This window comes from Brachybacterium sp. GCM10030267, from assembly GCF_042666875.1.
Classification (GTDB): Bacteria; Actinomycetota; Actinomycetes; order Actinomycetales; family Dermabacteraceae; genus Brachybacterium.
This window is the reverse complement of sequence record NZ_JBHTCX010000007.1, coordinates 229,535-256,287: the sequence shown is the minus strand read 5'-3', so window position 1 is coordinate 256,287 and position 26,753 is coordinate 229,535. Positions and strand designations below refer to the sequence as shown.

Genomic DNA, 26,753 nt, shown 5'->3' with positions numbered 1-26,753 from the left:
TCGGATATCGGCCGCCTCAGGCGACCGACCCTCCGAAGATGTCGATGGCTCCGTCAGTCAGGGTGACCACGGCGCGCTTGGTGTCCTTGCGCTTGCCGGTCCCGAAGCGCGTGCGGCGCGACTTGCCCTGACGGTTGATCGTGTTCACCGAGGAGACCTTGACGTCGAAGATGGACTCGACGGCGATCTTGATCTCGGTCTTGTTGGCGCGGGCGTCCACCAGGAAGGTGTACTTGCCCTCGTCCATCAGCCCGTAGCTCTTCTCGGAGACGACCGGGGCCAGCAGGACGTCGCGGGGATCCTTGTTCAGCACGGTCACTTCGACTCCTCCTTGGCGGGCTCGGCGGCCTCAGCGGCCTGGGCGCCGTCCTCGTCGTCGGAGGCCGGGGCCTCCTGCGCGGCGGCGGCCGGGGCCGACGACGCGTTCTTCGCCGCGGCGAAGGACGAGGTGGGCAGGGACACGGTGGCCTGGGCGACGAAGTCCTCCAGCGCACCGGCGGTGAAGACCACGTCGTCGGAGAGCATGACGTCGTAGGTGTTCACCTGGTCCGCGTACAGGACGTGCGCGGTGGGCAGGTTGCGCGAGCTCAGCGCGCCCAGGTCGTCGTCACGACGCACGACGACCAGCACGTGCCGGCGGTCGGAGACGTGGGACAGGGTGGTGCGGACGGCCTTCGTCGACGGCGCATTGCCGTCGAGGAGGGACGAGACCACGTGGACGCGGCCGTTGCGGGCCCGATCCGAGAGGGCACCGCGCAGAGCGGCAGCCTTCATCTTCTTCGGGGTGCGCTGGCTGTACTCGCGGGGGACGGGGCCGTGGACGGTGCCGCCACCGGTGAACTGCGGGGCGCGGAGGGAGCCCTGACGGGCACGACCGGTGCCCTTCTGCTTCCAGGGCTTCTTGCCGCCGCCACGCACCTCGGCGCGGGTCTTGGCCTTGTGGGTGCCCTGACGGGACGCCGCCTGCTGGGCGACGACCACCTGGTGGATCAGGGGCACGTTGGTCTGCACGTCGAAGATCGACGCGGGCAGCTCGACGGTGCCGGACTTGGTGCCGGCCGGATCGAGCACGTCGACAGTCAGATTCGCTGCCATCGGGCTCAGGCCTCCTTCGCGGGGCTCTTGACGGCCGAGCGGACCAGCACGAGCCCGCCTTTGGGGCCGGGAACGGCACCCTTGACGAGCACGAGGCCCTTCTCGACGTCGACCGCGTGAACGGTCAGGTTCTGGACACTGGTTCGGGCGCTGCCCATGCGGCCGGCCATGCGCTGGCCCTTGAAGACGCGACCGGGCGTGGCGGCGCCGCCGATGGAACCGGGCTTGCGGTGGTTGCGGTGCGCACCGTGGGAGGCACCGACACCGGCGAAGCCGTGGCGCTTCATGACGCCCGCGGTGCCCTTGCCCTTGGAGGTGCCGACGACGTCGACCTTCTGGCCGGCCTCGAAGATCGACGCGTCGATCTCCTGACCCAGCGAGTAGTCGGTGGCGTCAGCGGTGCGCAGCTCGACCAGGTGACGGCGCGGGGTCACGCCGGCCTTGTCGAAGTGGCCGCGCAGCGGCTGCGAGACCTTGCGCGGATCGATCTGCCCGTAGGCGATCTGCACGGCGTCGTATCCGTCGTTCTCGACGGAGCGGATCTGGGTGACGACGTTCGCACCGGTCTGCACGACGGTCACGGGGACGAGCTTTCCGTTCTCGTCCCAGACCTGGGTCATGCCGAGCTTGGTGCCGAGCACGCCGGACACGGGGCGGGCGCTCTGACCCGTCAGTTCGTTGCTCATGTCCACCTGCCTCAGAGCTTGATCTCGATGTTGACGTCCGCCGGCAGATCGAGGCGCATGAGCGAGTCCACGGCCTTGGGCGTGGGATCGACGATGTCGATCAGTCGCTTGTGCGTGCGCATCTCGAAGTGCTCACGGGAGTCCTTGTACTTGTGCGGCGACCGGATGACGACGAACACGTTCTTCTCGGTCGGCAGCGGCACCGGGCCCACAACAGTCGCGCCCGCGCTGGAGACCGTGTCGACGATCTTGCGCGCCGAGCTGTCGATCACTTCGTGGTCGTACGACTTGAGCCGGATGCGGATCTTCTGTCCCGCCATGGCGTCCTGTCTCTCTTCTTCGTCTGGCATGGATGCACCCGACCCCGGCACCCGAGGACGGGCGTGTCGGCCTCCGCGGGACATAAGAATCCAGCGTTCGGCCACCGAGGATCGGCTGCTTCTGCGACTTCTTCCCTCTGACGATGCGCACTCGATGCAGGTGCATCGTTCGCATCCTCGGGACGGACCTCATCCGGTGATCATTCGCCGTGATCCGGAGACCATGGAGAACGGAACCGGGCATGTCGGCCCGCGCAGACAACTCGAACAGTCTGCCAGACGCGCACTCGAGGCCACAAGAGGACCCCGGGTGCACCCGGTCACACGGGCATCGCGCCCGTCGGCGGAGCAGGATGACGTCGGGCCTCGTCGACGGCGCGGCGCCCGACGTCCAGCGCGGAGGCGGTCACTTGTTCGTGCTGGGGTCCATCCCGCCCTGCAGCTGACGCTGGAAGATCATGTAGACGATCAGCACCGGCAGGATCGTGATCGTCACGGAGGCGAACATCGCCGCCCAGTCCGAGTTGTAGCCCTGCTGGGCCTGCATGTTGACGAGGCCTTGGGCGAGCACGAACTTGTCGCGGTCGGTGTTGAGCACCACGGGGATGAGGAACTGGTTCCACAGCCCGAGGAAGTTGAAGATGGTCACGCTGGCCATCCCGGGGCCCGCCATCGGCAGCATCACCTGGAAGAAGGTGCGGAAATCCCCCGCCCCGTCGATCGCCGCGGCCTCCGAGATCTCCTCGGGCAGCTGCCGGAAGAAGGCGTAGAGGAAGAAGACCGTGAACGGGAGGGCGAAGCCCACGTAGGCCATGATCAGCCCGAAGTAGGTGCCCCGGATCTGCATCGACTCCATGATGAAGAACAGCGGCACCACGGCCAGGAAGAGCGGGAACGTCAGCCCCGCGATCAGGGCGTAATAGATGATCCGCCGGCCGGGGAACTCGTAGCGCGCGAGCACGTAGGCGCACATCGCTCCCAGCAGCATCACCAGCACCAGGGCGCAGCCGACCACGAGCACCGTGTTCCCGAAGAACCGGCCGATGCCCGCCTGCTCCCACGCCCGCACGAAGTTGTCGAGGTTCAGCCGTTCGGGCAGCGCGAACGGGGAGGCGAGGATGCCGCGCGAGGTCTTGAACGAGCTGAAGACCGTCCAGATCAGCGGCAGCACCACCACCAGCGCCCACGCGGCCAGGATCGTCTGCGCGAGGATGCCGAAGGCGCGATCGCCGCCCGTGCGCTTCGTCCGCCGCGAGGCGGGCACGGCAAGATCGGGGGCCGACGGGGCGTTCTGCGTCGGGGTCTCGGTGCTCATCGGCGCTCCCTCTCCCGGGTGGAGAACAGCACGATCACGGCCATCAGCATCGTCAGCAGCGCCATGACCACGCCCATCGCCGAGGCGCGCCCGAACTGCGAGCTGGTGAAGGCCGTCTCGTACAGCAGGCGCGAGACCACGTCGGTGCTCTTGCCGATGCCGCCGGTGGGCGTCATGACGCTGACGTAGACGAACATGTCCAGCGCCAGGATCCCCATGTACACGGCGGCGGTGGAGACGTTCTCCCGCACCATCGGCAGGATGACGCCGACCGCGAGGCGCAGGCGCCCCGCCCCGTCGATGCGGGCCGCCTCGATGACCTCGGCCGGGACCGACTTGATGGCGGCGACGAACAGCACCATGTAGAAGCCGACGAGGCTCCAGACCACGGCCGCGATGATCGCGGCGAGCGCGAATCGCCGATCACCGAGCCAGCCGATGTGCACCTCCTGGCCGAACAGACCCAGCGGCACGTTGAGGATGCCGTTGAGCAGGCCGCCGTTGGGCGAGTAGATGAAGGCGAACAGGATGCCGACGACGACCGCGGGGATCACGTAGGGGAAGAAGCTGACCACCCGATAGATGGTGGCGCCCCGGATGCCCTGGATCCGGCCGCGGCTGTCCCCGCCCACGGTGACCAGCACGGCGAGCGCGAAGGCGAGCGTGATGGTGATCGTGGGCAGCACGATCATGTAGATCAGGTTGTTGGCCAGGGCCCTGCGGAATCCCGGGTCCTGGAACAGGGAGACGTAGTTGTCCAGCCCGATGAATCGCGGAGCCTGGGACAGGCCGCGCCAGTCGGTCAGCGAGTAGTAGAACGCCTGCAGGAACGGGGAGACCACGAACAGCACGTAGACCAGCAGCGGCAGGCCCAGGAAGAGTGCGAAGAACAGGAGCCGACCGGGGGTGAGGCGGTTCCGCGCCCCCCGCGAGCGCCTGGGGCCCGCCGGGGGCGCGGAGGTGGGGACCGCTGCCATCACTCGACGTCGAACTTCTCGATACCTTCGTCCTCGCGGACCTCGTCGATGGCGGCCTGCGACCGCTCGATGGCCTGGTCGGCGGTGATGTCGCCGTTGAGGAACTCCGCCCACAGCGGCTTGAACACGGTGCCCATGTTGTACCAGGCAGCGAAGTTGTAGTTGAAGACGTCCTCGCCGGCAGCCGTGATCATCTCGTTGACCGAAGCGAGCGCCGTGGAGCCGAAGGCGTCCTCGGGAATGGTGTCCTTGACGACGGTCATGGAGGACGTGATCTCCGAGAAGTTCTGGCACTGCTGCTTCGACAGCATGATGCGCAGGAACTCCATGCCCCCGGCGCCGTTGGCGGCCTCGGCGGGTACGAAGAAGGGCTCGCCGGCGGTGCCGTGGACCGCGGCCTCGCCCATGGCGGCGGCGTCCGTGAGCATCGGAGCCGGCACACCCGTCATCCGGTAGTCCTCGGGCGTGACACCGGCCTGCTCGTTCTCGATCCAGGACCCCGACGGGTACATGACGGCATTGCCGGTGACCCATTGGGTCTGGGCCTCGGTGTGCTGGATCCCGGCCCCGCCGGCCATGAAGTAGCCGGCCGAGACAGCGTCCTCGATGGCGGTGAAGGCGGCGACGACGGCGTCCTGGTGATAGGCATCGTCCTCGAGCAGGTCGAGTTTGCGGGACAGGTCCGGGCCGGCCTCCTTGATCGCCATCGACAGCGCGAGCTCGTGGTAGTAGTCCGCGGCGTTCTGACCACCCCAGGGGAACATCGCCAGGTCCTCGCTCGCCGCGGCCTCGGCGATGGTCATCACCTCGTCCCACGTGCGGGGCGGCTCCCAGCCCTTCTCCTCGAACTGGCTGGCCGAGTACCACAGGGCGAAGATCTCGTAGACGTAGTTGATCGCGTAGACCGTGCCGGAGTACGTGCCCGGATCCAGCACGCCGGGAAGCAGCGACTCCCCGACGGTGCCGCCATCCAGCGACGGTGCCTCGATCAGGGCGCCGATGTCGGCGATGCTGCCCTCGGAGATCAGAGCGCTGGCGTTCATCGACTGGGCACCGGCGTTGTCGAACAGGTCCGGCGGGTCCCCGCCGATGAACCGGGTCTGGAGGTCGGATTGGATGTTCACGGTCGAGCTGACGTCGACCTCGGCGTCGGGGTACAGCTCGGAGTACTTCTCCCCCGCATCGACGGCGTACTGGTCCCCGTAGCCACCGTCGAAGACGATCACCTCGACGGGGTCGGAGCCCGCGACGCCGAAGGGGTTGTCGTCGCTGACGTCCCCACCGCCCTCCGGGGCAGCACCGCCACTGTCATCGTCTCCCCCGCCGCCGCCCGCGGCGCAGGCGCTCAGCGCGGCCGCACCGGTACCGGAGGAAGCGAGTGCGAGGAACCGACGGCGCGAGGCGCCCAGGCGGTCCAGCGGGGTCTCCAGCGAGGAGCTCTCGGAGTCGTTCATCGTGGCCTCTTCGTCGAGTGGTGTCAGGGACGTGATGCAGTGGCACGGACCATACCCACAGCGCGTGTGACGTGAGCCTCATACGCTCGGAGCGAGTCCCGATCGTAATCGGCTGCTCCGCCCCGGTGATGCCACCGACGCACGCCCTGACGTGTCCAGCGACCGTTCGGACAAGCTTCAGCCCGGGCGCGGCCCCCTGTTCTACCGTGGGGCCATGAGTCAGCCACCGCACACCGCCTCCCCCCTGACCGCGCGCCTGTACGACCTGGAGTACCCGCGGTCCCTCGGTGTCTACAGCACGTACCAGGAAGTGCAGTCCGTCGTCGACACCCTCGCCGACAACCAGTTCCCCGTCCAGAGCACCCTGATCGTCGGCACCGATCTCAAGCTCATGGAGCGCGTCACGGGACGCAAGACCTGGGGCCGCGTGGTGGGCCAGGGCGTGCTGTCGGGACTGTGGATGGGCCTGTTCCTGGGACTGCTGCTGATGCTGATCACGCCCAGCAACGTCATGGTCATCCTGACCAGCATCCTGATGGGCATCGTGTTCTTCACGGTGTGGGCCGTGATCGGGTACGCCATGACCGGTGGCCGGCGGGACTTCACCTCCATGACCGCCACGATCCCGATGCAGTACGAGCTCCTGGTCGAGCACAAGCACGCTGATCAGGCGCGCCGCCTGCTGGCCGAGACCGGCGCCTCCCCCGCGGCGGCGCCGCAGTCGCCGGCCACCGCACTGCCCGGGCACGGCGGTCAGACGCCGCCGGCCGCCGGGTACGGCCAGTCCTGGCAGTCCCCGCAGCAGCCCTCCCCGCAGCAGCCCTCGCCGCAGCACCCTGGGCCCGGACAGGCCGCAGGCCCGCCGTCGGGCTCCCAGCAGCCGGACGCCCAGCAGCCAGGGTCACCGCAGCCCGGCGGGCGCTCCCGCCCCACCTACGGTCAGCCGGCTCCGGCCGCAGCGCCTCAGCCGACCGCGGAGGGCCGCTCCCGCAGCGGCCGCCCCAGCTTCGGCCAGCCCGCCGGCACTCCGATGCACGGCCAGTCCATGCAGGGCGAGTCCGTGCAGGGTGAGGCCGGGTCCGGCCAGGCTCCGCAGACACAGGCCGCGTCCGGTGAGGAGTACGGGGTCCCGCAGCCGGACGCCGGGCAGTTCGACGCCGCCGGCGGCCGCGGCTACGGCCAGTTCGATGCCGACCGGCCGCCGGAGCACGGGCAGGAGGCGCAGGAGAACCAGGAGCGTGGCAGCTCGGAGCGCTGAGCTGACGTGCCGATCGGCCTCCTCCACCGACGAGAGCCCCTGCCCCGCTTAGCGGCGGGCCAGGGGCTCTTCTGTGACCGGCAGGACGCTGTGACCGGCAGGACGTGACCACCCACCGCTTTCCGGACCGACGGGGTATGGCCTCCCAGTCTCATCTGCGGCCTCGGGACGCAGACACCCACCGCGCGAAGCCCGGCGGAACCGGGGCCGGGGACGGCACGGACAGCCGGGCATGCAGAAGGCCCCGGACCGGTCAACCCGGTCCGGGGCCTTCTGGATGATGCGGCGACCGTGTGCACGGCCGCCTCACCGCAACGGGGTCTCCCCCGCGCAGATCACTTCTGGATCGAGGTGACCCGGCCGGAGCCCACGGTGCGGCCACCCTCACGGATGGCGAAGCCGAGGCCCTCCTCCATGGCGATCGGCTGGATCAGCTCGACCGACATCTCGGTGTTGTCGCCGGGCATGACCATCTCGGTGCCCTCGGGCAGCGTGATGACGCCGGTGACGTCGGTGGTGCGGAAGTAGAACTGCGGGCGGTAGTTCGAGTAGAACGGGTTGTGACGCCCGCCCTCGTCCTTGGAGAGGATGTAGACCTGCGCCTCGAAGTTCGTGTGCGGGGTGATGGTGCCCGGCTTCACGACGACCTGGCCGCGCTCGACGTCCTCGCGCTTGGTACCGCGCAGGAGCAGACCGCAGTTCTCGCCGGCCCACGCCTCGTCCATCTGCTTGTGGAACATCTCGATACCGGTGACGATCGTCTTCTGCGCCTCACGGATGCCGAGGATCTCGACCTCCGAGTTGATGGCGAGCTTGCCGCGATCGACCTTGCCGGTGACGACGGTGCCGCGACCGGTGATGGTGAAGACGTCCTCGACGGGCATGAGGAACGGCTTGTCCATGTCGCGCTCCGGATCCGGAACGTTGTCGTCCACAGCGGCCATCAGGTCCTGGACGGACTTGACCCACTTCTCGTCGCCCTCGAGGGCCTTGAGCGCGGAGACCTGGATGACGGGGGCGTCCTCGTCGAAGTCCTGGGAAGCCAGCAGCTCGCGGACCTCCATCTCGACGAGCTCGAGGATCTCCTCGTCCTCCACCATGTCGGCCTTGTTCAGGGCGACGACGATGTAGGGCACGCCGACCTGGCGGGCGAGCAGCACGTGCTCGCGGGTCTGCGCCATCGGACCGTCGGTGGCGGCGACCACGAGGATCGAACCGTCCATCTGGGCCGCACCGGTGATCATGTTCTTGATGTAGTCGGCGTGGCCGGGAGCGTCGACGTGCGCGTAGTGACGCTTCTCCGTCTGGTACTCGATGTGCGAGATGTTGATCGTGATGCCGCGCTGCTTCTCTTCCGGCGCGTTATCGATCTGATCGAAGTCTCGACGCTCGTTCAGGTCCGGGTACTGCTCGTACAGGACCTTGGAGATCGCAGCGGTCAGCGTGGTCTTGCCGTGGTCGACGTGACCGATGGTGCCGATGTTGACGTGCGGCTTGTTCCGCTCGAACTTGGCCTTCGCCATGGTGGTGTCCTCCTAGGACTTCTTATCGTGGTACTTCTGGATCGGGATCGGGTTCCGTCCACGAGGACGGAGGTCCGATGGAAGCGCGGGGGAACAGGAGAAGGAGCCTACCCGTTCCCTCGGCTTCTCACTCGCCCCGGGTCTTCGCGACGATCTCTTCCGAGATGCTGGAGGGGACCTCCGCGTAGCTGTCGAACTGCATCGTGTACATCGCACGCCCCTGGGTCCTGGACCGCAGGTCGCCGACGTACCCGAACATCTCGGACAGCGGGACGAGAGCACGGATGGCCTTGATCCCGCTCACGTCCTCCATCGACTGCACCTGACCGCGTCGCGCGTTCAGGTCGCCGATGACTTCTCCCATGTAGTCCTCCGGAGTGCGGACCTCGACGCTCATGACCGGCTCGAGGAGCACGGGCTTCGCCTGGCGGAGGGCTTCCTTGGCAGCCATGGAGCCGGCGATCTTGAACGCCATCTCCGAGGAGTCGACGTCGTGGAAGGCGCCGTCGATCAGGCTGGCCTTGACGTTGACCACCGGGTAGCCGGCGATGATGCCGGATTCCAGCGCGTCCTGGATGCCCGCGTCCACGCTCGGGATGTACTCGCGCGGGATGCGACCGCCGGTGACCTTGTTCTCGAACTCGTAGAACACGCCCTCCTCGGCATCGGTCAGAGGCTCGAAGGTGATCTGCACCTTCGCGAACTGGCCGGAGCCGCCGGTCTGCTTCTTGTGGGTGAAGTCGTACTTCTCCACCGTGCGCTTGATCGTCTCGCGGTAGGCCACCTGGGGCTTGCCGATGTTGGCCTCGACCTTGAACTCGCGGCGCATGCGGTCCACGAGGATGTCGAGGTGCAGCTCGCCCATGCCCTTGATGACCGTCTGGCCGGTCTCCTCGTCCAGCTCCACCTGGAAGGTGGGGTCCTCCTTGGCGAGCTTCTGGATGGCCACGCCCAGCTTCTCCTGGTCGCCCTTGGTCTTGGGCTCGATGGCCACGTTGATGACCGGGTCGGGGAAGCTCATGGACTCGAGCTGGATCGGGTTCGACGAGTCGGTCAGGGTGTCACCGGTGGTGGTGTCCTTCAGGCCGACGAACGCGTAGATGTGGCCCGCGAAGGCCTCCTCGACCGGGTTCTCCTGGTTCGAGTGCATCTGGAACAGCTTCCCGACGCGCTCCTTCTTGCCGGTGGTGGCATTGAGGATCTGCTCGCCGGTCTTGACCTGGCCGGAGTAGACGCGCACGTAAGTCAGCGTCCCGAAGAACGGGTGCGCGGCGACCTTGAAGGCGAGGCCGGAGAAGGGCTCGTCCCAGTCGGGCTTACGGGTCAGCTCGGTGTCCTCGTCGCCCGGCTTGTGGCCGACCATCGGGGGCACGTCCAGCGGGGAGGGCAGGTAGTCGATGACCGCGTCGAGCATGGGCTGGACGCCCTTGTTCTTGAACGCGGAGCCCAGGAAGATCGGGTACGCCTCGGAGTTGACGGTCAGGGCCCGGATACCGGACTTGAGCTCGTCGACGGTGAGGTCGCCCTCCTCGAGGTACTTGTCCATGAGCTCCTCGGAGCTCTCGGCGACGTCCTCGACCAGCTTGGCGCGGTACTCGTCGACCGTGTCCTGGACGTCCTCGGGGATCGGGATCTCGACCTGGTACTGGCCGAGAGCAGCGTCGCCCTTCTTCTTGCCGAACTTGGGCATGTCCTCGGGGAAGACCTCGGGCCACTCGTAGGCCTTCATCTCGACCAGGTCGACGATGCCGTTGAAGTCGCTCTCCGAGCCGATCGGCACCTGCATCACCAGCGGCTTGGCCTTCAGACGGTCGATGATCGTCTGGACGGTGAAGAAGAAGTCGGCGCCGAGCTTGTCCATCTTGTTGACGAAGCAGATGCGCGGGACGTCGTACTTGTCGGCCTGGCGCCACACGGTCTCCGACTGGGGCTCCACGCCCTCCTTGCCGTCGAACACGGCGACCGCACCGTCGAGCACGCGCAGCGAGCGCTCCACCTCGACGGTGAAGTCGACGTGGCCCGGGGTGTCGATGATGTTGATCTGGCTGTCGTGCCAGTAGCAGGTGGTCGCGGCGGACGTGATGGTGATGCCGCGCTCCTTCTCCTGCTCCATCCAGTCCATCGTGCCGGCGCCGTCGTGGGTCTCACCGATCTTGTAGTTGACCCCGGTGTAGTACAGGATGCGCTCGGTCGTGGTGGTCTTACCGGCATCGATGTGGGCCATGATGCCGATGTTTCGGACCTTTGTGAGGTCACTGAGCACTGCGAGTGCCACGGGCTATGCCTTTCTGCAGAACGGGAGCTGGTCGACGTGCCGGAGGGCAGTCGGTGGGGTCCGCCCGCACGGGACGGACCCCACCGGAACTCACCAGCGGTAGTGGGCGAAGGCCCGGTTGGACTCGGCCATCTTGTGGGTGTCCTCGCGACGCTTGACAGCGGCGCCGAGGCCGTTGGAGGCGTCGAGGATCTCGTTCATCAGACGCTCGGTCATCGTGTGCTCACGACGCGCGCGGGAGTAGCTGACCAGCCAGCGCAGCGCCAGCGTGGTCGCACGGCCCGGCTTGACCTCGATCGGGACCTGGTAGGTCGCACCGCCGACGCGGCGGGAGCGGACCTCGAGGCTGGGACGGATGTTGTCCAGCGCCTTCTTCAGGGTCACGACCGGATCCTGGTCGTTCTTGGCACGGCAGCCCTCGAGGGCGTCGTAGACGATCCCCTCGGCGACGGTCTTCTTGCCGTCCAGGAGGATCTTGTTGATGAGCTGGGTGACGATCGGCGAGCCGTAGACGGGGTCGACGACCAGCTGGCGCTTGGGAGCGGGGCCCTTACGAGGCATTACTTCTTCTCCTTCTTCGCGCCGTAGCGGGAGCGGGCCTGCTGACGGCCGCGCACGCCCTGGGTGTCGAGGGAGCCACGCACGATCTTGTAGCGCACGCCCGGCAGGTCCTTCACACGGCCGCCGCGGACGAGCACGATGGAGTGCTCCTGCAGGTTGTGGCCGACGCCGGGGATGTAGGCGGTCACCTCGATGCCGCTCGAGAGGCGCACACGCGCGATCTTGCGCAGTGCCGAGTTCGGCTTCTTGGGAGTCTGGGTGTAGACGCGCGTGCAGACGCCGCGGCGCTGGGGCGAACCCTTGAGCGCGGGCGTCTTCGAGGCGGTGGACTTGGCGTCCCGCCCCTTGCGCACCAACTGCTGGATTGTGGGCACAGCTTCTCTTTCTGTTCAGCCATCGGCGCTGTTCGCACCGACGGATCGACTTCTTCGACCGCTCGCACGGTCGGCGACCCGAATCGCCGTCCCCATGCCCGAGGATGGTCAGCGGTTCGACCCGCCCGACGAGTGATGGCACCCGACGGGCGTCCGGAAGGACCGTGATCGGCGCCCGCGGGACGGGGCCGGGCATGGCCGCCGGTTCCGTAAATCGGGCACGCCGCAAGGATCCGCTCCTCGCGGGGGACACCAATCCGCGGCTGCCCCGAAGGGTTTTCGCGGATCTCGTCCCGGGTCACGACCAGAGGGCACTCCGGACGCAACGGCAGTCTACTGAGGCCGCGTGCATGCGGTCAAAGCTTGTGCCTGGTTCCGACGCAGATCACATCACGGCTCGTGACGGCGCGGGAGGGTCCGGCGCCCGGGGGTGGCACCGGGATGAGGGCACGCCTCAGCGCGCGCGGCGGCCTGCCTCGGCTTCTCCCACCACAAAATGGCCGTGAGCGCAGGTGCACGTCCGAAAATGGGGGTGACCCGACGCTGGCGACCATCTTTTTGCGGGCGCCATAGCAGGTGGGCGCCGACGCGGGCGCCCTAGCAGATGGGCGCCGACGCGGGCGGCCTCGACAGACCACGAGCGCGCCGCGAGGAGTTCGCGGCGCGCTCGTGATGTGCTGCCGGTCTCGGGCGAACCGGCCGTGACGCCTCGGGTCAGCGGATGCCGAGCTTCGCGGTGCAGGACGGCCATGCGCCCCAGCCCTGGCCGGCCTGGACCTTCTTGGCGATCTCGATCTGCTGTTCGCGGGTGGCCAGGTGCGCCGAGGAGGCGTACTTGCCGCCACCGAACGCGCGCCAGGTCGACTTCGTGAACTGCAGGCCTCCGTAGAAGCCGTTGCCCGTGTTGATCGACCAGTCACCACCGGACTCGCACTGGGCGAGACGGTCCCACACGGAGCCGGAGGACACCGACGGTGCGGACGCGCCGGTGTTCCCGTCGTTCTCCTCGCGCTCCGAGCTGCGGCTGGACTTGCTGCCGGAGCGCTCCTTCGCCTCGTCGGAGGAGTCGGAGCTGCTCGACTTCTCCTCGGTGTCGCTCTCGGGCTCCGGCTCGGGCTCGGGCTCCGGGGCCGGCTTGGTGCCCTCGGCGATGACCTCGGTGACCGGCTCGGTGACGACCTCCTCCGAGACCAGCTCGGACTCGGTGACCTCCCCGTCGACGGTCTTCTCGGCGTAGACCTTCTCCTTGGAGCCCTTCTTGCCCTCGGTGGTGACCTTGGTCTTGCCCTCGAGCAGCTCGTCGTCCTCAACCGTCTTGGTCTCGAACGGGATCTCCTCGGTCTCGGTCCGCTCTTCCTCGCGGACGCGCGTGACCTGGACCGTCACCCCGTCCTCGAGAGCCGTGTCCCGGCCGGGCTCGCTCGTGTCGGTGTCCTCGATGTCTCCGAGCAGACGCTCCATCGCCTCGCCGACCGTCTTCGCAGCGATCGTGAAGGTGTCCTGGCCGCGCTGGCCGACGAAGGTCACGGTCTTCGCGGTGACGACGTCGATGCCGTCCTCCACCTCGGACAGCTCGGTCTCGGGGGCCGGGGTCACGGCGGCGCCGTCGGCGTCGTAGTCGACCTCCTCGAGCACGTCGGCGACGGTGTCACCGGTGGTCAGCAGCTCCTGCTCCTCGCCATCGATGCTCACGGTGACCGGCGTGCGCTCGATGATCTGGATCTCGATACCGTCAGTGACCTGCTCACCGAGACCGGGCACGACCATATCGGTGTCCTTGACCTCGATGCCCTGGGCCTCGAGCAGCTCGGCGACGGTGGGGCTGAACGTACGCACCTGCTGCTGCTCGCCGTACACCGTCACGGCGGCTTCGTTGGAGACGGCATAGGCCGTTCCGCCGCCGCCGACGCCGACGACGGCCGCGGTCGCAGCCGCGATGATCCACGGAGTCTTCTTCACTGTTCCACCTGTTCCTCGGCCGCCACAGCGGGGCGGCAGTCGTTGCCTGAGCGCGAGTGCCCCGAGCGGGGCACGGGCGTTCCGGCACGAGCGCGCGTTCGGGGGCGAAGCGCAGCGGGGGAAGGTCGCACGGGAACTGCCAGGACCCATCGTTTCGTCCTTTTCGCCTGCTGTGAAGGCGTTCGACGAGGGTTTGGGCTCCCACCCAAGAGGTCTTTACCCGCACGTGAACTTCCGGGTCCGACAGGTCACGCCGGGCGGGCCGTCGGCTCTGCGCCGCGTGGTCCCGCCCACGCGTCCCGCCCACGGGATCCGCCCACGTGAGCCGCCCACGGGGCCGCCCACGGGGCCGCCCACGGGTCCCGCCCACGGGTCCCGCCCACGGGTCCCGCGAACCCGGTTCCCGTCGTCGACGCCCACGCCGGGCTCAGGAGGGACTGCGCAGCCCGCACAGTGCTCCGCTGGGTCCCCGGACGCGACGAGGGGCGGCCCCACCGAAGTGGGACCGCCCCTCATGCCGGTCACGCGGGCCGGTCCGCCGGGCACCCCCGCAGGGTCCTCAGCGCAACGACGCCGCAGCCGTCAGCGACTCAGCGGAAATCCGTGCGGAACGGATCGGCGTAGTCGATGTCGTCCAGGTTCACCGCACCGGTCTGACCGAAGCCGGAGAAGTCCAGCTCGTCGTATCCGGGCACCTGGTACATCTGCGCCTTGGCCTCGTCGGTCGGCTCCACCGCGATGCGGCGGAACCGAGACAGGCCGGTCCCGGCGGGGATCAGCTTGCCGATGATGACGTTCTCCTTGAGCCCCATGAGCGAGTCGCTCTTGCGGTTCAGGGCGGCCTCGGTGAGCACGCGGGTGGTCTCCTGGAAGGAGGCCGCCGACAGCCACGAGTCCGTCGCGAGGGACGCCTTGGTGATGCCCATCAGCTCCGGACGACCGGAGGCGGGCTGCCCGCCCTCGGCGAGCATCCGGCGGTTCTCGCGCTCGAACGCGACCCGCTCGGCGAAGTCGCCGGGCAGCAGGTCGGTGTCACCGGACTCGATGATCGTCACGCGACGCAGCATCTGGCGCACGATGACCTCGATGTGCTTGGCGTGGATGTCCACGCCCTGCGAGATGTACACCTTCTGCACCTCGTCGACCAGGTGCTGCTGCACGGCGCGCGGGCCGAGGATGCGCAGGACCTGCTTCGGGTCCACCGAGCCCTGCGTGAGCTGCTGGCCGACCGCGACATGGTCGCCGTCGCCGATCAGCAGGGTCACACGCTTGGAGACCGTGTAGGTGACCGGGTCGGAGCCGTCGTCCGGCGTCACGGTGATCCGGCGCTGCTTGTCGTTCTCCTCGATCTCGGCGCGACCCGCGAACTCGGTGATCGGCGCGAAGCCGGCCGGGGTGCGGGCCTCGAAGAGCTCCTGGACACGGGGCAGACCGTGGGTGATGTCGCCGTCGGCGCTGGCCACACCACCGGAGTGGAACGTACGCATGGTCAGCTGCGTGCCGGGCTCACCGATGGACTGGGCCGCGACGATGCCGACGGCCTCGCCGATGTCGACCAGCTGGCCGGTCGCGAGCGAGCGGCCGTAGCACTGGGCACAGGTGCCCACTGCCGAATCGCAGGTCAGCACCGAGCGGATCTTGATCTCGCGCACGCCGGCCGCGACCAGCTGCTCGATCTGGACGTCGCCCACCTCGAAGCCGGCCGGGGCCGCCTCCTCGCCGTCGGCGCCGATGGCCGCAGTGGCCAGGACGCGTCCGTACGCCGTGGACTCCACGTGCTCGTGGGTGCGCAGCGCGCCGGCCTCCTCGACCGCGATCGGGATGACCAGGCCCTTGGTGGTGCCGCAGTCGTCCTCGCGGACGATGACGTCCTGCGAGACGTCGACCAGACGACGGGTGAGGTAGCCGGACTGTGCCGTCTTCAGCGCCGTATCCGCCAGGCCCTTGCGGGAGCCGTGCGAGGCGATGAAGTACTCCAGGACCGAGAGCCCCTCCTTGTAGTTGGAGAGGATCGGGCGCGGGATGATCTCACCCTTGGGGTTGTTCACCAGGCCGCGCATGCCGGCGATCTGGCGGATCTGCATCCAGTTGCCGCGGGCGCCCGAGTCCACCATCCGGTAGATGGTGTTGGTCGACTCGAAGTTCTCACGCATGGCGTTGTCGACCTCGTTGGTCGCCTCGGTCCAGATGTCGATGAGCTCCATGTTGCGCTCGGCCTCGGAGACCAGACCGAGGTCCCGGTTCTCCTGGACCTGGGCGGCCTTGGCCTCGAAGCGGGCGACGATCTCCGCCTTGTTCGGCGGGGTGACGACGTCCGAGAGCGCGAAGGAGGCACCAGAGCGGGTCGACCAGGAGAAGCCGTAGGACTTCAGCGCGTCCAGCGACGCGGCGACCTGACCCTTGTCGTAGCTCTCGGCCAGCGCGTTGACGATGCCGCCCAGACGCTTCTTGCCGACCTGGCCCTGGACGAACGGGAAGTCCTCCGGCAGCGCCTCGTTGAAGTAGACGGTGCCCAGAGTGGTCTCCAGGGTGATCGGGTCACCCTCGGTCCACCCCTCCGGGGCCTCCCAGTCGTTGCCGGGAACGATGTCGGTGAAGCGGATCTTCACCGGGGCGTTCAGGTGCAGCTCGCCGCGATCATGGGCCATGATCGCCTCGGCCTCCGAGGCGAAGGAGCGCCCGGCGCCCGGGACGTCCTCGCGCACGGTGGTGAGGTGGTACAGACCGATGACCATGTCCTGCGCGGGCATGGTGACCGGGCGGCCGTCCGAGGGCTTGAGGATGTTGTTCGAGGACAGCATCAGGATGCGGGCCTCGGCCTGGGCCTCGGCCGACAGCGGCAGGTGGACAGCCATCTGGTCACCGTCGAAGTCCGCGTTGAACGCGGCGCACACGAGCGGGTGGAGGTGGATGGCCTTGCCCTCGACGAGCTGCGGCTCGAACGCCTGGATGCCCAGACGGTGCAGGGTCGGGGCACGGTTCAGCAGCACCGGGTGCTCGGTGATGACCTCTTCGAGGACGTCCCAGACCTCCGGACGCGCCCGCTCGACCATCCGCTTGGCCGCCTTCACGTTCTGCGCGTGCGAGAGCTCGACCAGGCGCTTCATGACGAAGGGCTTGAACAGCTCCAGCGCCATGCCCTTGGGCAGGCCGCACTGGTGCAGGCTCAGCTGCGGGCCGTTGACGATGACCGAGCGCGCCGAGTAGTCCACGCGCTTGCCCAGCAGGTTCTGACGGAAACGCCCCTGCTTGCCCTTGAGCATGTCCGAGAGCGACTTCAGCGGGCGGTTGCCCGGTCCGGTGACCGGACGGCCGCGCCGGCCGTTGTCGAACAGCGAGTCGACCGACTCCTGCAGCATGCGCTTCTCGTTGTTCACGATGATCTCGGGAGCCCCGAGGTCCAGCAGCCGCTTGAGGCGGTTGTTGCGGTTGATCACGCGACGGTACAGATCGTTGAGATCGGAGGTCGCGAAACGGCCACCGTCCAGCTGCACCATCGGACGCAGATCCGGGGGGATGACCGGGACGCAGTCCAGGACCATGCCGGCCGGCGAGTTCGTGGTCGAGCGGAAGGCGGAGACCACCTTGAGGCGCTTCAGGGCGCGGGCCTTCTTCTGGCCCTTGCCGTTGGCGATGACCTCGCGGAGAGCCTGGGCCTCCCCCTCGAGGTCGAAGTCCTGCAGGCGCTTCTGGAGCGCCTCGGCGCCCATGCCGCCCTCGAAGTAGGTGCCGTAGCGCAGCTTCATCGCACGGTAGAGCTGCTCGTCACCCTCGAGGTCGGCGACCTTCAGGGACTTGAAGCGCTCCCACACCGCGGTGACGCGAGCGATCTCGGCGTCGTACTTCTTGCGGATCTGGGACTGCTCGCGCTCGGAGGAGTCGCGGACCTTGCGCTTCGCGTCGGCCTTGGCGCCCTCCTCCTCGAGCTGGGCGAGGTCCTTCTCGGCGGAGACGGCACGCTGGTTGATCGCGGAGTCGCGCTCGTTCTCGAGCTCCTTGATCTCCAGGTCGAAACGGGCCTGCAGCTCCGGCATGTCCTCGTGGCGGGCCTGCTCGTCCACCGCGGTGATCATGTACGCGGCGAAGTAGATGATCTTCTCGAGATCCTTCGGCGCGAGATCGAGCAGGTAGCCCAGACGGCTGGGAACGCCCTTGAAGTACCAGATGTGGGTGACGGGAGCGGCGAGCTCCACGTGACCCATGCGCTCACGGCGCACGGAGGACTTGGTGACCTCCACGCCGCAGCGCTCGCAGACGATGCCCTTGAAGCGCACGCGCTTGTACTTGCCGCAGTAGCACTCCCAGTCCCGGGTGGGGCCGAAGATGCGCTCGCAGAACAGGCCGTCCATCTCGGGCTTCAGGGTGCGGTAGTTGATGGTCTCCGGCTTCTTGACCTCGCCGTGGGACCAGCCGCGGATGTCATCGGCGGTGGCGAGGCCGATGCGCAGCTCATCGAAGGTGTTGACGTCGAGCACAGGTGTCCTTCTCTCGATCGGAAGTCGTGGGGTCTGAGGGAACGGGGGGCCGAGGGAGGGGTCCGGGAGGCGCTGCAGGTGCGGGGATTCCTGCGACCGCTGCGCGCTCCCGGGTTCCCGTCGCTCAGACCTCTTCGATGGAGCCGACGCCCTCGTGGGGCCGGCGGGACAGGTCGATGCCGAGCTCCTCGGCGGCCCGGAAGACCTCCTCGTCGCTCTCGCGCACCTCCTGGGCGGTGCCGTCGCTGGAGAGCACCTCCACGTTCAGGCACAGCGACTGCATTTCCTTCAGCAGCACGCGGAAGGACTCCGGGATACCCGGTTCCGGGATGTTCTCGCCCTTGACGATCGCCTCGTAGACCTTGACGCGGCCGGAGATGTCGTCGGACTTGATCGTCAGCAGCTCCTGCAGGGCGTACGCGGCGCCGTAGGCCTCGAGGGCCCACACCTCCATCTCACCGAAGCGCTGGCCGCCGAACTGGGCCTTACCGCCCAGCGGCTGCTGCGTGATCATCGAGTACGGGCCCGTCGACCGCGCGTGCAGCTTGTCGTCCACCAGGTGGTGGAGCTTCAGGATGTACATGTAGCCCACGGAGATCGGCTCCGGGAACGGCTCGCCGGAGCGACCGTCGAACAGCTGCGCCTTGCCGTCCTCCTTGACCATCCGCACACCGTCCCGGTTGGGGCTGTGATTGGCGATCAGGCCGGTGACCTCCTCGGCCGAGAGGCCGTCGAAGACCGGGACGGCCACAGGGGTGCCGGGCTCGCCGTGCAGAGCCGCCTCGGGAAGCTCGGCCGACGCCTCGTCCTCGGGGTCGAGGTCCCAGCCGGACTTCGCGATCCAGCCCAGGTGGGTCTCCATGACCTGGCCGATGTTCATGCGGCCGGGCACGCCCATGGGGTTGAGGATGATGTCGACCGGGGTGCCGTCCTCCAGGAACGGCATGTCCTCGACCGGCAGGATCTTCGCGATGACGCCCTTGTTGCCGTGGCGGCCGGCGAGCTTGTCGCCGCCGGTGATCTTGCGCTTCTGGGCCACGTAGACGCGGACCATCTCGTTGACACCGGTGGGGAGGATGTCGCCGTCCTCGTCATCGGTGAACACGCGCACACCGATGACCGTGCCGGACTCGCCGTGGGGAACGCGCAGCGAGGTGTCGCGCACCTCGCGGGCCTTCTCACCGAAGATGGCGCGCAGCAGGCGCTCCTCCGGGGTCAGCTCGGTCTCGCCCTTCGGGGTCACCTTGCCGACGAGGATGTCGCCCGGCTCCACCTCGGCGCCGATGCGGATGATGCCGCGCTCGTCGAGATCGGCCAGCACGTCGTCGCCGACGTTCGGGATGTCCCGGGTGATCTCCTCCTTGCCGAGCTTGGTGTCGCGGGCGTCGACCTCGTGCTCCTCGATGTGGATCGAGGTGAGCACGTCGTCCTGGACCAGCCGCGAGGACAGGATGATGCCGTCCTCGTAGTTGTGGCCCTCCCACGACATGAAGGCGACCAGCAGGTTCTTGCCCATCGAGAGCTCGCCCTGGTCGGTCGAGGGACCGTCGGCCAGGATCGAGCCGGCCTCGACGCGGTCACCCTCGTCGAACAGCACGCGCTGGTTGTAGGAGTTGCCGGCGTTGGAGCGCTGGAACTTCCCGATCGGGTAGGTCTGCCGGGTGCCGTCGTCGGCCATCACGACGACGAGGTCGGCCGAGAGCTCCTCGATGACACCGCCTTTCTCGGCGACGACCACGTCACCCGCGTCGACCGCTGCGCGACGCTCCATACCGGTGCCGACCAGCGGCATCTCGGCGCGGAGCAGCGGCACGGCCTGGCGCTGCATGTTCGCGCCCATGAGGGCGCGGTTGGCATCGTCGTGCTCGAGGAACGGGATCATCGCGGTGGCGACGGAGACCATCTGACGCGCGGAGACGTCCATGTAGTCGACGTCGGCCGCATCGACCAGGTCGGGGTCGCCGCCGGCCAGACGCACCAGCACCTGGTCCTCGACGAAGCGCCCGTCCTCGCCGATCTTGGCGTTGGCCTGGGCGATGATGTGCCGGTCCTCGTCGTCCGCCGTGAGGTAGACGATCTCGTCGGTGACCAGGCCGCCCTCGACCTTGCGGTACGGGGTCTCGATGAAGCCGAACGGGTTGATCCGCGCGAAGGTCGCCAGCGAGCCGATCAGGCCGATGTTCGGGCCCTCAGGGGTCTCGATCGGGCACATGCGGCCGTAGTGCGACGGGTGGACGTCGCGGACCTCCATGCCGGCGCGGTCACGGGAGAGGCCGCCCGGGCCGAGCGCCGAGAGGCGACGCTTGTGGGTCAGGCCCGACAGCGGGTTGTTCTGGTCCATGAACTGCGAGAGCTGGGAGGTTCCGAAGAACTCCTTGATCGCCGCGGTGACGGGCCGGATGTTGATCAGCGTGAGCGGGGTGATCGCCTCGACGTCCTGCGTGGTCATGCGCTCGCGGACGACGCGCTCCATGCGGGAGAGACCGGTGCGGATCTGGTTCTGGATCAGTTCGCCCACCGCACGGATGCGACGGTTGCCGAAGTGGTCGATGTCGTCGGTCTCGACGCGCACGGCCTTCCCGGCGGAGCTGGTGTACTCCCCGACGCCGTCGTGCAGGGCGACGATGTACTTGATCGTGGCGACGATGTCCTCGAGGCGGAGGGTGGACTCCGACAGGCTGCCCTCGAGACCGAGCTTCTTGCCGATCTTGTAGCGACCGACCTTCGCGAGGTCGTAGCGCTTGGCGTTGAAGTAGAGGTTGTTGAGCATGGCCTCGCCCGCATCGCGCGTGGGCGGCTCGCCCGGGCGCTGCTTGCGGTAGATGTCCATGAGCGCCTCGTCCTGCGAGGAGATGCGGTCCTTCTCCAGCGTCGAGCGCATCGACTCGAACTCGCCGAACTCCTCGAGGATGTCGCTGTGGGACATGCCCAGTGCCTGCAGCAGGGTCGTCACCGACTGCTTGCGCTTGCGGTCGATGCGCACGCCGACCTGGTCGCGCTTGTCGACCTCGAACTCGAGCCAGGCGCCGCGCGAGGGGATGACCTTCGCGCTGAAGACGTGCTTGTCGCTGGTCTTGTCGACGTTCTCCTCGAAGTACACACCCGGGGAGCGGACCAGCTGCGAGACGACGACGCGCTCGGTGCCGTTGATGATGAAGGTGCCCTTGTCGGTCATGAGCGGGAACTCGCCCATGAAGACCGTCTGGGTCTTGATCTCACCGGTCTCGTTGTTCATGAACTCCGCGATGACGTACAGCGGAGCGGCGTAGGTGAGGTCCTTCTCCTTGCACTCCTCGACCGTGTACTTCGGGTCGTCGAAGGTGTGGTCCCGGAAGGAGAGGGACATGTTGCCCGCGAAGTCCTCGATAGGAGAGATCTCCTCGAGGATGTCCGCGAGCCCGGAGCTCTGCGGGACGTCCTCGCGACCGGCGGCAGCGGCCTCGGCGGCACGCTCCTGCCAGCGCTCGTTGCCCAGCAGCCAGTCGAACGAGGTGGTCTGCAGACTCAGCAGATCCGGAACGTCGATGGGGTCGCCGAGCTTCGCGAAGGTGACGCGAGGGGAGGCGGTGCGAAGTGCGATGTCGGTGGTGCGATCGGTGCTCGAGGCAGCCAAGGGGGGTCCTTCCACAGGCCGATGACGGAATCCCAGGCGCGGCGAACACCCGTCAGGGCAGTGGAGCAGGCAGAGCAGCCAACAATGACGTCGAAGACGAGCAGAGCAGCAGAACCTACGGGCGACGCGCAGCGCAAGGACTGAGCATACACAAAATCGCGGATGGACACAAGGCCCGCGACGTGGCCGGTCCATCCGCGTCGGCCGCTATATGCCTGGCGCGGAAATTTTCGTCCGGTGCCTCCTGCCCGTCTGGCTCGACCGGCCTCCGCGAGCTCGGCTCAGCGGGGCGCATGCGGCAGGAACAGCTCCGTACGGCAGACAGAATGGACGCAAATCCCGCCGGAGTCAAGCAGGCCGCGCGCGATGCGGGGGTCTCGTGTCGCGCGGTCGCGCCACGCGGGCGCACGGTCGCACTCCGCGGCCGCGCCGACGCAGCGCGTGAGCGCGTGGACCGCAGGCACGACGAAGGGCCGCCCCGCGGGAGCGGGACGGCCCTTCGGGCAGCAGAGCGAGTCTGCAGGCGGTGAGACCGCCCTCAAGCCAGGCGCTCGCCAGGGCGAGCGCCGGTGATCACTTGAGGCTGATGGTCGCGCCGGCCTCCTCGAGCTTCTCCTTGGCGGCCTCGGCGTCGTCCTTCTTGACGCCCTCGAGGATGGGCTTGGGGGCCTCGTCGACGAGCGCCTTGGCCTCCTTCAGACCGAGGGAGGTCAGGGCGCGCACCTCCTTGATGACGGCGATCTTGGCGGACCCGGCCGAATCGAGAATGACGTCGAACTCGTCCTTCTCCTCCTCGGCGGGTGCAGCCTCGCCGCCACCGCCGGCCGGGGCGGCAACGGCCGCGGGAGCGGCGGCGGTGACGTCGAAGACGTCCTCGAACTGCTTCACGAACTCGGAGAGCTCGATGAGGGACATTTCCTTGAAAGCCTCGATGAGCTCGTCGTTGCTGAGCTTCGCCATGGTGGCGTTCCTTCCTGTAAGCGGGACGTGGTCCCTGCGGTGTAAGGCGGCGCACTGCGCCAGGTCTTGCGGTCCGGTGCCCCGCTCAGGGGCTCCGGGTGCAGCCCTGAGGCTGCGGACTGCGGAAGCGTGGGGCCCGAGGGCCTCAGGCCTCCTGCTTGGCGCGCAGTGCGTCCACGGCGCGTGCCGTCTTGGACAGCGGCGCGGCGAACGTTGCGGCAGCCTTGGACAGCGACGCCTTCATGGCGCCGGCGGCCGAGGCCAGCATCGCTTCGCGGGACTCGAGGTCCGCGAGCTTCTGGACGTCCTCCTTCGAGAGCGCCTTGCCCTCGAAGAGACCGGACTTGATCACGAGCCTGTCGTGCGTCTTGGCGAAGTCACGCAGAGCCTTCGCAGGCTCCACCGGCTCACCCTTGATGAAGGCGATAGCGGTCGGACCGCTGAGCGTGCCATCGAGAGCGGTGATGCCGGCCTCGCGGGCGGCGATCTCCGTGAGCGTGTTCTTCACCACGGCGTACGTCGTCTCGGAACCCAGTGAGCGGCGGAGCTCCTGGAGCTCCCCCACGCTGAGCCCGCGATATTCGGTGATGACGGCGGCATCGGACTCGCGGAACAGATCCGCGATCTCCGAGACGGCGTCCACCTTGTCGGGATTCGCCATGGCCCTCCTTCCAGAGGTCTCTCGCCGACGGGTGAAGTCGTCCTCAGGCACGGAAAAGGCCTCGACACGCAGGTGTCGAGGCCTCATTCGCACGTGATGCCCGCGCCGCGAGGGCTCCGGCACATACCGGATGGGCACGACCGTGCGAGGTCGCTTCTACACCTGCGCAGGCCATCCCGTGCGGGATTTCTTCGGTCGCTCTCGGGGTCGAGGGCGACGACCGGCGGTCTTCGGTGCCTACAGACTACCGGGACGCGGCGCGAGCCACTACCCCGCGTGGAGCGAAGTGCCTCACAGCACCGCCCCACGAATGCAGTTCGGCACCTGGGACGCATGCTCGAGTGAGCATGAATCCCAGGTGCCGAACTATGGCGCGACGGGCCGGCCGTGCCGGACCGGACTGACTGATCTCCGACCGGCCACAAGCTCGCAGGAGCTCGATCAGGCCCGATCAGACTGCCGGATCAGGCCTCGTCGGTGTCCTCGAGGAGGTTGCGCGTGCGGTTCACGTCGACCGGGATGCCCGGGCCCATGGTGGTGGACACGGTGATCTTCGAGATGTAGCGGCCCTTCGAGGAGGACGGCTTCAGCCGGAGGATCTCATCGAGGGCGGCGACGTAGTTCTCGACCAGCTGCTGATCGGTGAAGGAGACCTTGCCGATCAGGTAGTGCAGGTTCGCTGCACGGTCGGTGCGGAACTCGATCTTGCCGCCCTTGATGTCGGACACGGCCTTGGCGGTGTCCATCGTGACCGTGCCGGTCTTGGGGTTCGGCATGAGGCCGCGGGGGCCGAGCACGCGGCCCAGTCGACCGACCTTGCCCATCAGGTTCGGCGTGGCGACGGCCGAGTCGAAGTCGGTCCAGCCGCCGGCGACCTTCTCGATGAGCTCGTCGTCGCCGACCTCGTCGGCCCCGGCCTCGAGGGCCGCGTCGGCCTGCGCACCGGTCGCGAAGACGATGACGCGGGAGGTCTTACCGGTGCCGTTGGGCAGGTTGACCGTGCCGCGGACCATCTGATCGGCCTTGCGCGGGTCGACGCCCAGACGCATGGCGACCTCGACGGACGCGTCGAACTTCGCCGGGGAGGTCTTCTGGGCCAGACGCAGGGCGTCCAGCGGCGAGTACTCGCGGCCCGCTTCGACCTTGGCCGCGCTGTCCTTGTAACCCTTGCTACGGAATACCATCTCGTCAGTCCTCCACCGTGATGCCCATGGAACGAGCGGTCCCGGCGACGATCTTCGCCGCGGTATCCATGTCGTTCGCGTTCAGATCAGGCATCTTGGTCTCCGCGATCTCGCGGACCTGAGCCTGGGTGATCGTGCCGACCTTGTCCGTATGCGGAGTGGCCGAGCCCTTCTGGAGGCCGGCGGCCTTCTTGATGAGCTCAGCGGCCGGCGGGGTCTTCGTGATGAAGGTGAACGAGCGATCCTCGTAGACCGTGATCTCGACCGGGATGATGTTGCCGCGCTGATCGGCGGTCGCATCGTTGTACGCCTTGACGAACTCCATCATGTTCACGCCGGCAGCGCCGAGCGCGGGACCCACGGGCGGCGCAGGTGTGGCCTGGCCGGCCTGGATCTGGAGCTTGATGACGCTCGCGATCTTCTTCTTGGGAGCCATTGCTCTTCTCTCTGTGTCGTGGTCCGGGCGGAGCTCATCATGCTCCTCCCACTGCGAGGACCTGGGCGCGCCGGGGGCGGCGTCAGGTCCGGTGCGACGCTACCTGCACGTCGCGTCGGCGTCGACCGGGATCAAGGGTGATCCTGGTCGTACTGCCGCGGCGCAGGCCGCGGCGCCGAACGGGTCCGATCAGATCTTGGTGACCTGATCGAAGCCGAGCTCGACCGGGGTCTCGCGCCCGAAGATGGACACGAGCACCTGGAGCTTCTGGGTCTCCGCGTGGATCTCGGAGATCGTCGCCGGCATGGTCTCGAACGGACCGTCCATGACGGTGACGGACTCGCCCACGTGGAAATCGGGCATCTTCTGCGCGGCGGCGGGCTTGCTCGGAGTGCCGCCCGAGGAGCGCTTCTTCTCCGGCAGGCCGACGGAGGGCTCCAGCAGCGAGTAGATCTCGTCGAAGCTCAGCGGCGTCGGGTCGGTCGCGTTGCCGACGAAGCCGGTCACGCCCGGGGTGTCGCGGACCACACGCCACGATTCGGTGGTCAGGTCCATGCGCACCAGCACGTACCCGGGCACCCGCACCCGGCGGACGATCTTCTTCTGGCCGTTCTTGACCTCGGTCGCGTCCTCCATCGGGACCTGGACCTCGAAGATGTAGTCCTCCATGTCCTGGGTCTCGGTACGCGTCGCGAGCTGGGACTTCACGCGGTTCTCGTGGCCGGAGTAGGAATGGACGACGTACCACTCGCCGGGAGCGGAGCGCAGATGACGCTTCAGCTCGACCAGCGGGTCCTCTTGCTCGGATTCCTCGGAGTCCTCGGATTCCTGGGGCGCTTCGGACTCCGCGGCCTCGTCACCGGTGGCCGGCTCGGCGTCGCCGTCGTCCGGGTCGGCGGCCGTCTCCGCGGCGTCCTCACCCTCCTCGGTGGGAGCCTGCTGATCCACAGAGGCATCCTCGGCGAGCTCGGCCTCGGAGCTCTGCGCCTCGGCGTCAGCCGCCTGGGGCGCTGCGTCGGTCTCGGGAGACGACGAGAACGACAGGGAGTCGTCGACGTCCTGGTAGGACTCTTCGGGGGATGAGGTCTGGTCGCTCATCAGCGGGGAACCTGCCTTCCTGACGGCTGTGGAATGGTCGGGCGCGGTGCGGCGTGCTGCTCGGCGCGGACCCGCTCAGACTCCCGCGTCGGGAGACGAGAACGCAGTCCGGGACAGCCAGCTGAATCCGGCATCGAGGCCGAAGATCAGCAGGATCATCACGATCACGAACACCAGGACCGTGATCGAGTACACGACCAGTTCCTTACGGGTCGGGACGACGACCTTCCTGAGCTCCGCGATGACCTGGCGGATGAACAGACCGATTGCCACGAACGGGTTGCTGGACCCGGAGCCCTGGGCGTCGCCGCTGGTGGGCGCCGACGGGGCGTTCTGGCTGGAATTCACGTCTGGACTGTCCGATCTCCTCGAGGTCATCCGTATCCGGCCGGGCGGACCCGACCGGGCCGGCAGGGCAGACAGGGCTCGAACCTGCAACCTGCGGTTTTGGAGACCGCTGCGCTACCAATTGCGCCACTGCCCTCCACGCGGGAAAAGTCCCCCGTGAGGTTGGTCCGTACCGCCTCGA

General features: G+C 67.9%; 21 protein-coding genes and 1 tRNA gene. 1 reads left to right on the top strand and 21 read right to left on the bottom strand.

The features are described 5' to 3' along the window. Window positions 1-16 precede the first annotated feature (16 nt). From rplW to ngcE, 7 genes are all read right to left on the bottom strand, one after another. On the bottom strand, window positions 17-319 hold the full coding sequence (gene rplW / locus ACFQS2_RS06455) for a 50S ribosomal protein L23 (protein ID WP_377019989.1): 303 nt from the start codon (window positions 317-319) through the stop codon (window positions 17-19). Further along, window positions 316-1,095: a 50S ribosomal protein L4 gene (rplD, locus tag ACFQS2_RS06450; protein ID WP_377019990.1), complete on the bottom strand. Its 780-nt coding sequence runs from the start codon at window positions 1,093-1,095 to the stop codon at window positions 316-318. Before rplD ends, rplW begins: the two co-directional genes overlap by 4 nt. 5 nt (window positions 1,096-1,100) lie before the next feature. Further along, the gene (rplC, locus tag ACFQS2_RS06445) at window positions 1,101-1,781 is read right to left on the bottom strand and encodes a 50S ribosomal protein L3 (RefSeq protein ID WP_377019991.1); all 681 of its coding nucleotides are present in this window, start codon (window positions 1,779-1,781) and stop codon (window positions 1,101-1,103) included. Window positions 1,782-1,792: 11 nt separating this feature from the next. Next, on the bottom strand, window positions 1,793-2,101 hold the full coding sequence (gene rpsJ / locus ACFQS2_RS06440) for a 30S ribosomal protein S10 (protein WP_038371325.1): 309 nt from the start codon (window positions 2,099-2,101) through the stop codon (window positions 1,793-1,795). Between the two features lie 406 nt (window positions 2,102-2,507). Continuing rightward, on the bottom strand, window positions 2,508-3,416 hold the full coding sequence (locus tag ACFQS2_RS06435; RefSeq protein WP_377019993.1) for a carbohydrate ABC transporter permease: 909 nt from the start codon (window positions 3,414-3,416) through the stop codon (window positions 2,508-2,510). Beyond that, window positions 3,413-4,393, bottom strand: a complete 981-nt coding sequence (locus ACFQS2_RS06430) for a carbohydrate ABC transporter permease (protein WP_377019994.1) — start codon at window positions 4,391-4,393, stop codon at window positions 3,413-3,415. Before ACFQS2_RS06430 ends, ACFQS2_RS06435 begins: the two co-directional genes overlap by 4 nt. Further along, entirely contained in the window at window positions 4,393-5,847 is a 1,455-nt protein-coding gene (gene ngcE, locus ACFQS2_RS06425) for an N-acetylglucosamine/diacetylchitobiose ABC transporter substrate-binding protein (protein WP_377019996.1), read from the bottom strand. Before ngcE ends, ACFQS2_RS06430 begins: the two co-directional genes overlap by 1 nt. Window positions 5,848-6,061: 214 nt before the next feature. Between ngcE and ACFQS2_RS06420 the strand changes: the two genes are divergently transcribed. Continuing rightward, entirely contained in the window at window positions 6,062-7,105 is a 1,044-nt protein-coding gene (locus ACFQS2_RS06420) for a general stress protein (RefSeq protein ID WP_377019997.1), read from the top strand. A gap of 335 nt (window positions 7,106-7,440) precedes the next feature. Here the strand turns inward: ACFQS2_RS06420 and tuf are convergent, their stop codons facing one another. The 14 genes from tuf to ACFQS2_RS06350 all read right to left on the bottom strand — a co-directional run bounded on the left by tuf (window position 7,441) and on the right by ACFQS2_RS06350 (window position 26,708). Then, entirely contained in the window at window positions 7,441-8,628 is a 1,188-nt protein-coding gene (tuf, locus tag ACFQS2_RS06415; protein ID WP_377019998.1) for an elongation factor Tu, read from the bottom strand. Window positions 8,629-8,755: 127 nt separating this feature from the next. Then, complete coding sequence (gene fusA, locus ACFQS2_RS06410) at window positions 8,756-10,903, bottom strand: elongation factor G (RefSeq protein ID WP_377019999.1); 2,148 nt, start codon at window positions 10,901-10,903, stop codon at window positions 8,756-8,758. 90 nt (window positions 10,904-10,993) lie between these two features. After that, window positions 10,994-11,464, bottom strand: coding sequence for a 30S ribosomal protein S7 (gene rpsG / locus ACFQS2_RS06405; RefSeq protein WP_377020000.1), 471 nt, complete (start codon window positions 11,462-11,464; stop codon window positions 10,994-10,996). Continuing rightward, complete coding sequence (gene rpsL, locus ACFQS2_RS06400) at window positions 11,464-11,838, bottom strand: 30S ribosomal protein S12 (RefSeq protein WP_377020002.1); 375 nt, start codon at window positions 11,836-11,838, stop codon at window positions 11,464-11,466. The genes rpsG and rpsL overlap by 1 nt, the downstream gene beginning before the upstream one ends. A gap of 714 nt (window positions 11,839-12,552) precedes the next feature. Next, complete coding sequence (locus tag ACFQS2_RS06395; RefSeq protein ID WP_377020004.1) at window positions 12,553-13,797, bottom strand: resuscitation-promoting factor; 1,245 nt, start codon at window positions 13,795-13,797, stop codon at window positions 12,553-12,555. 590 nt (window positions 13,798-14,387) lie between these two features. Beyond that, window positions 14,388-18,272, bottom strand: a complete 3,885-nt coding sequence (locus ACFQS2_RS06390) for a DNA-directed RNA polymerase subunit beta' (RefSeq protein WP_377020005.1) — start codon at window positions 18,270-18,272, stop codon at window positions 14,388-14,390. A gap of 124 nt (window positions 18,273-18,396) precedes the next feature. Continuing rightward, the gene (gene rpoB, locus ACFQS2_RS06385) at window positions 18,397-21,885 is read right to left on the bottom strand and encodes a DNA-directed RNA polymerase subunit beta (RefSeq protein ID WP_377793088.1); all 3,489 of its coding nucleotides are present in this window, start codon (window positions 21,883-21,885) and stop codon (window positions 18,397-18,399) included. Window positions 21,886-22,458: 573 nt separating this feature from the next. Continuing rightward, the gene (gene rplL, locus ACFQS2_RS06380; RefSeq protein WP_377020007.1) at window positions 22,459-22,845 is read right to left on the bottom strand and encodes a 50S ribosomal protein L7/L12; all 387 of its coding nucleotides are present in this window, start codon (window positions 22,843-22,845) and stop codon (window positions 22,459-22,461) included. Between the two features lie 145 nt (window positions 22,846-22,990). Next, the gene (gene rplJ, locus ACFQS2_RS06375) at window positions 22,991-23,506 is read right to left on the bottom strand and encodes a 50S ribosomal protein L10 (RefSeq protein WP_377020008.1); all 516 of its coding nucleotides are present in this window, start codon (window positions 23,504-23,506) and stop codon (window positions 22,991-22,993) included. Between the two features lie 464 nt (window positions 23,507-23,970). Continuing rightward, window positions 23,971-24,690, bottom strand: coding sequence for a 50S ribosomal protein L1 (gene rplA, locus ACFQS2_RS06370; RefSeq protein WP_377020009.1), 720 nt, complete (start codon window positions 24,688-24,690; stop codon window positions 23,971-23,973). Window positions 24,691-24,694: 4 nt separating this feature from the next. After that, window positions 24,695-25,126 carry a 50S ribosomal protein L11 gene (gene rplK / locus ACFQS2_RS06365; protein ID WP_377020010.1) on the bottom strand — a complete coding sequence of 144 codons (432 nt, stop codon included), beginning with the start codon at window positions 25,124-25,126 and terminating at the stop codon, window positions 24,695-24,697. A gap of 189 nt (window positions 25,127-25,315) precedes the next feature. Next, window positions 25,316-26,224 carry a transcription termination/antitermination protein NusG gene (gene nusG / locus ACFQS2_RS06360; protein WP_377020011.1) on the bottom strand — a complete coding sequence of 303 codons (909 nt, stop codon included), beginning with the start codon at window positions 26,222-26,224 and terminating at the stop codon, window positions 25,316-25,318. A gap of 75 nt (window positions 26,225-26,299) precedes the next feature. Continuing rightward, window positions 26,300-26,572 (bottom strand): preprotein translocase subunit SecE, encoded by a 273-nt coding sequence (gene secE, locus ACFQS2_RS06355; RefSeq protein WP_377020012.1) that lies wholly within the window; start codon window positions 26,570-26,572, stop codon window positions 26,300-26,302. Window positions 26,573-26,635: 63 nt separating this feature from the next. After that, window positions 26,636-26,708: transfer RNA gene (locus tag ACFQS2_RS06350), tRNA-Trp, on the bottom strand. Window positions 26,709-26,753 lie beyond the last annotated feature (45 nt).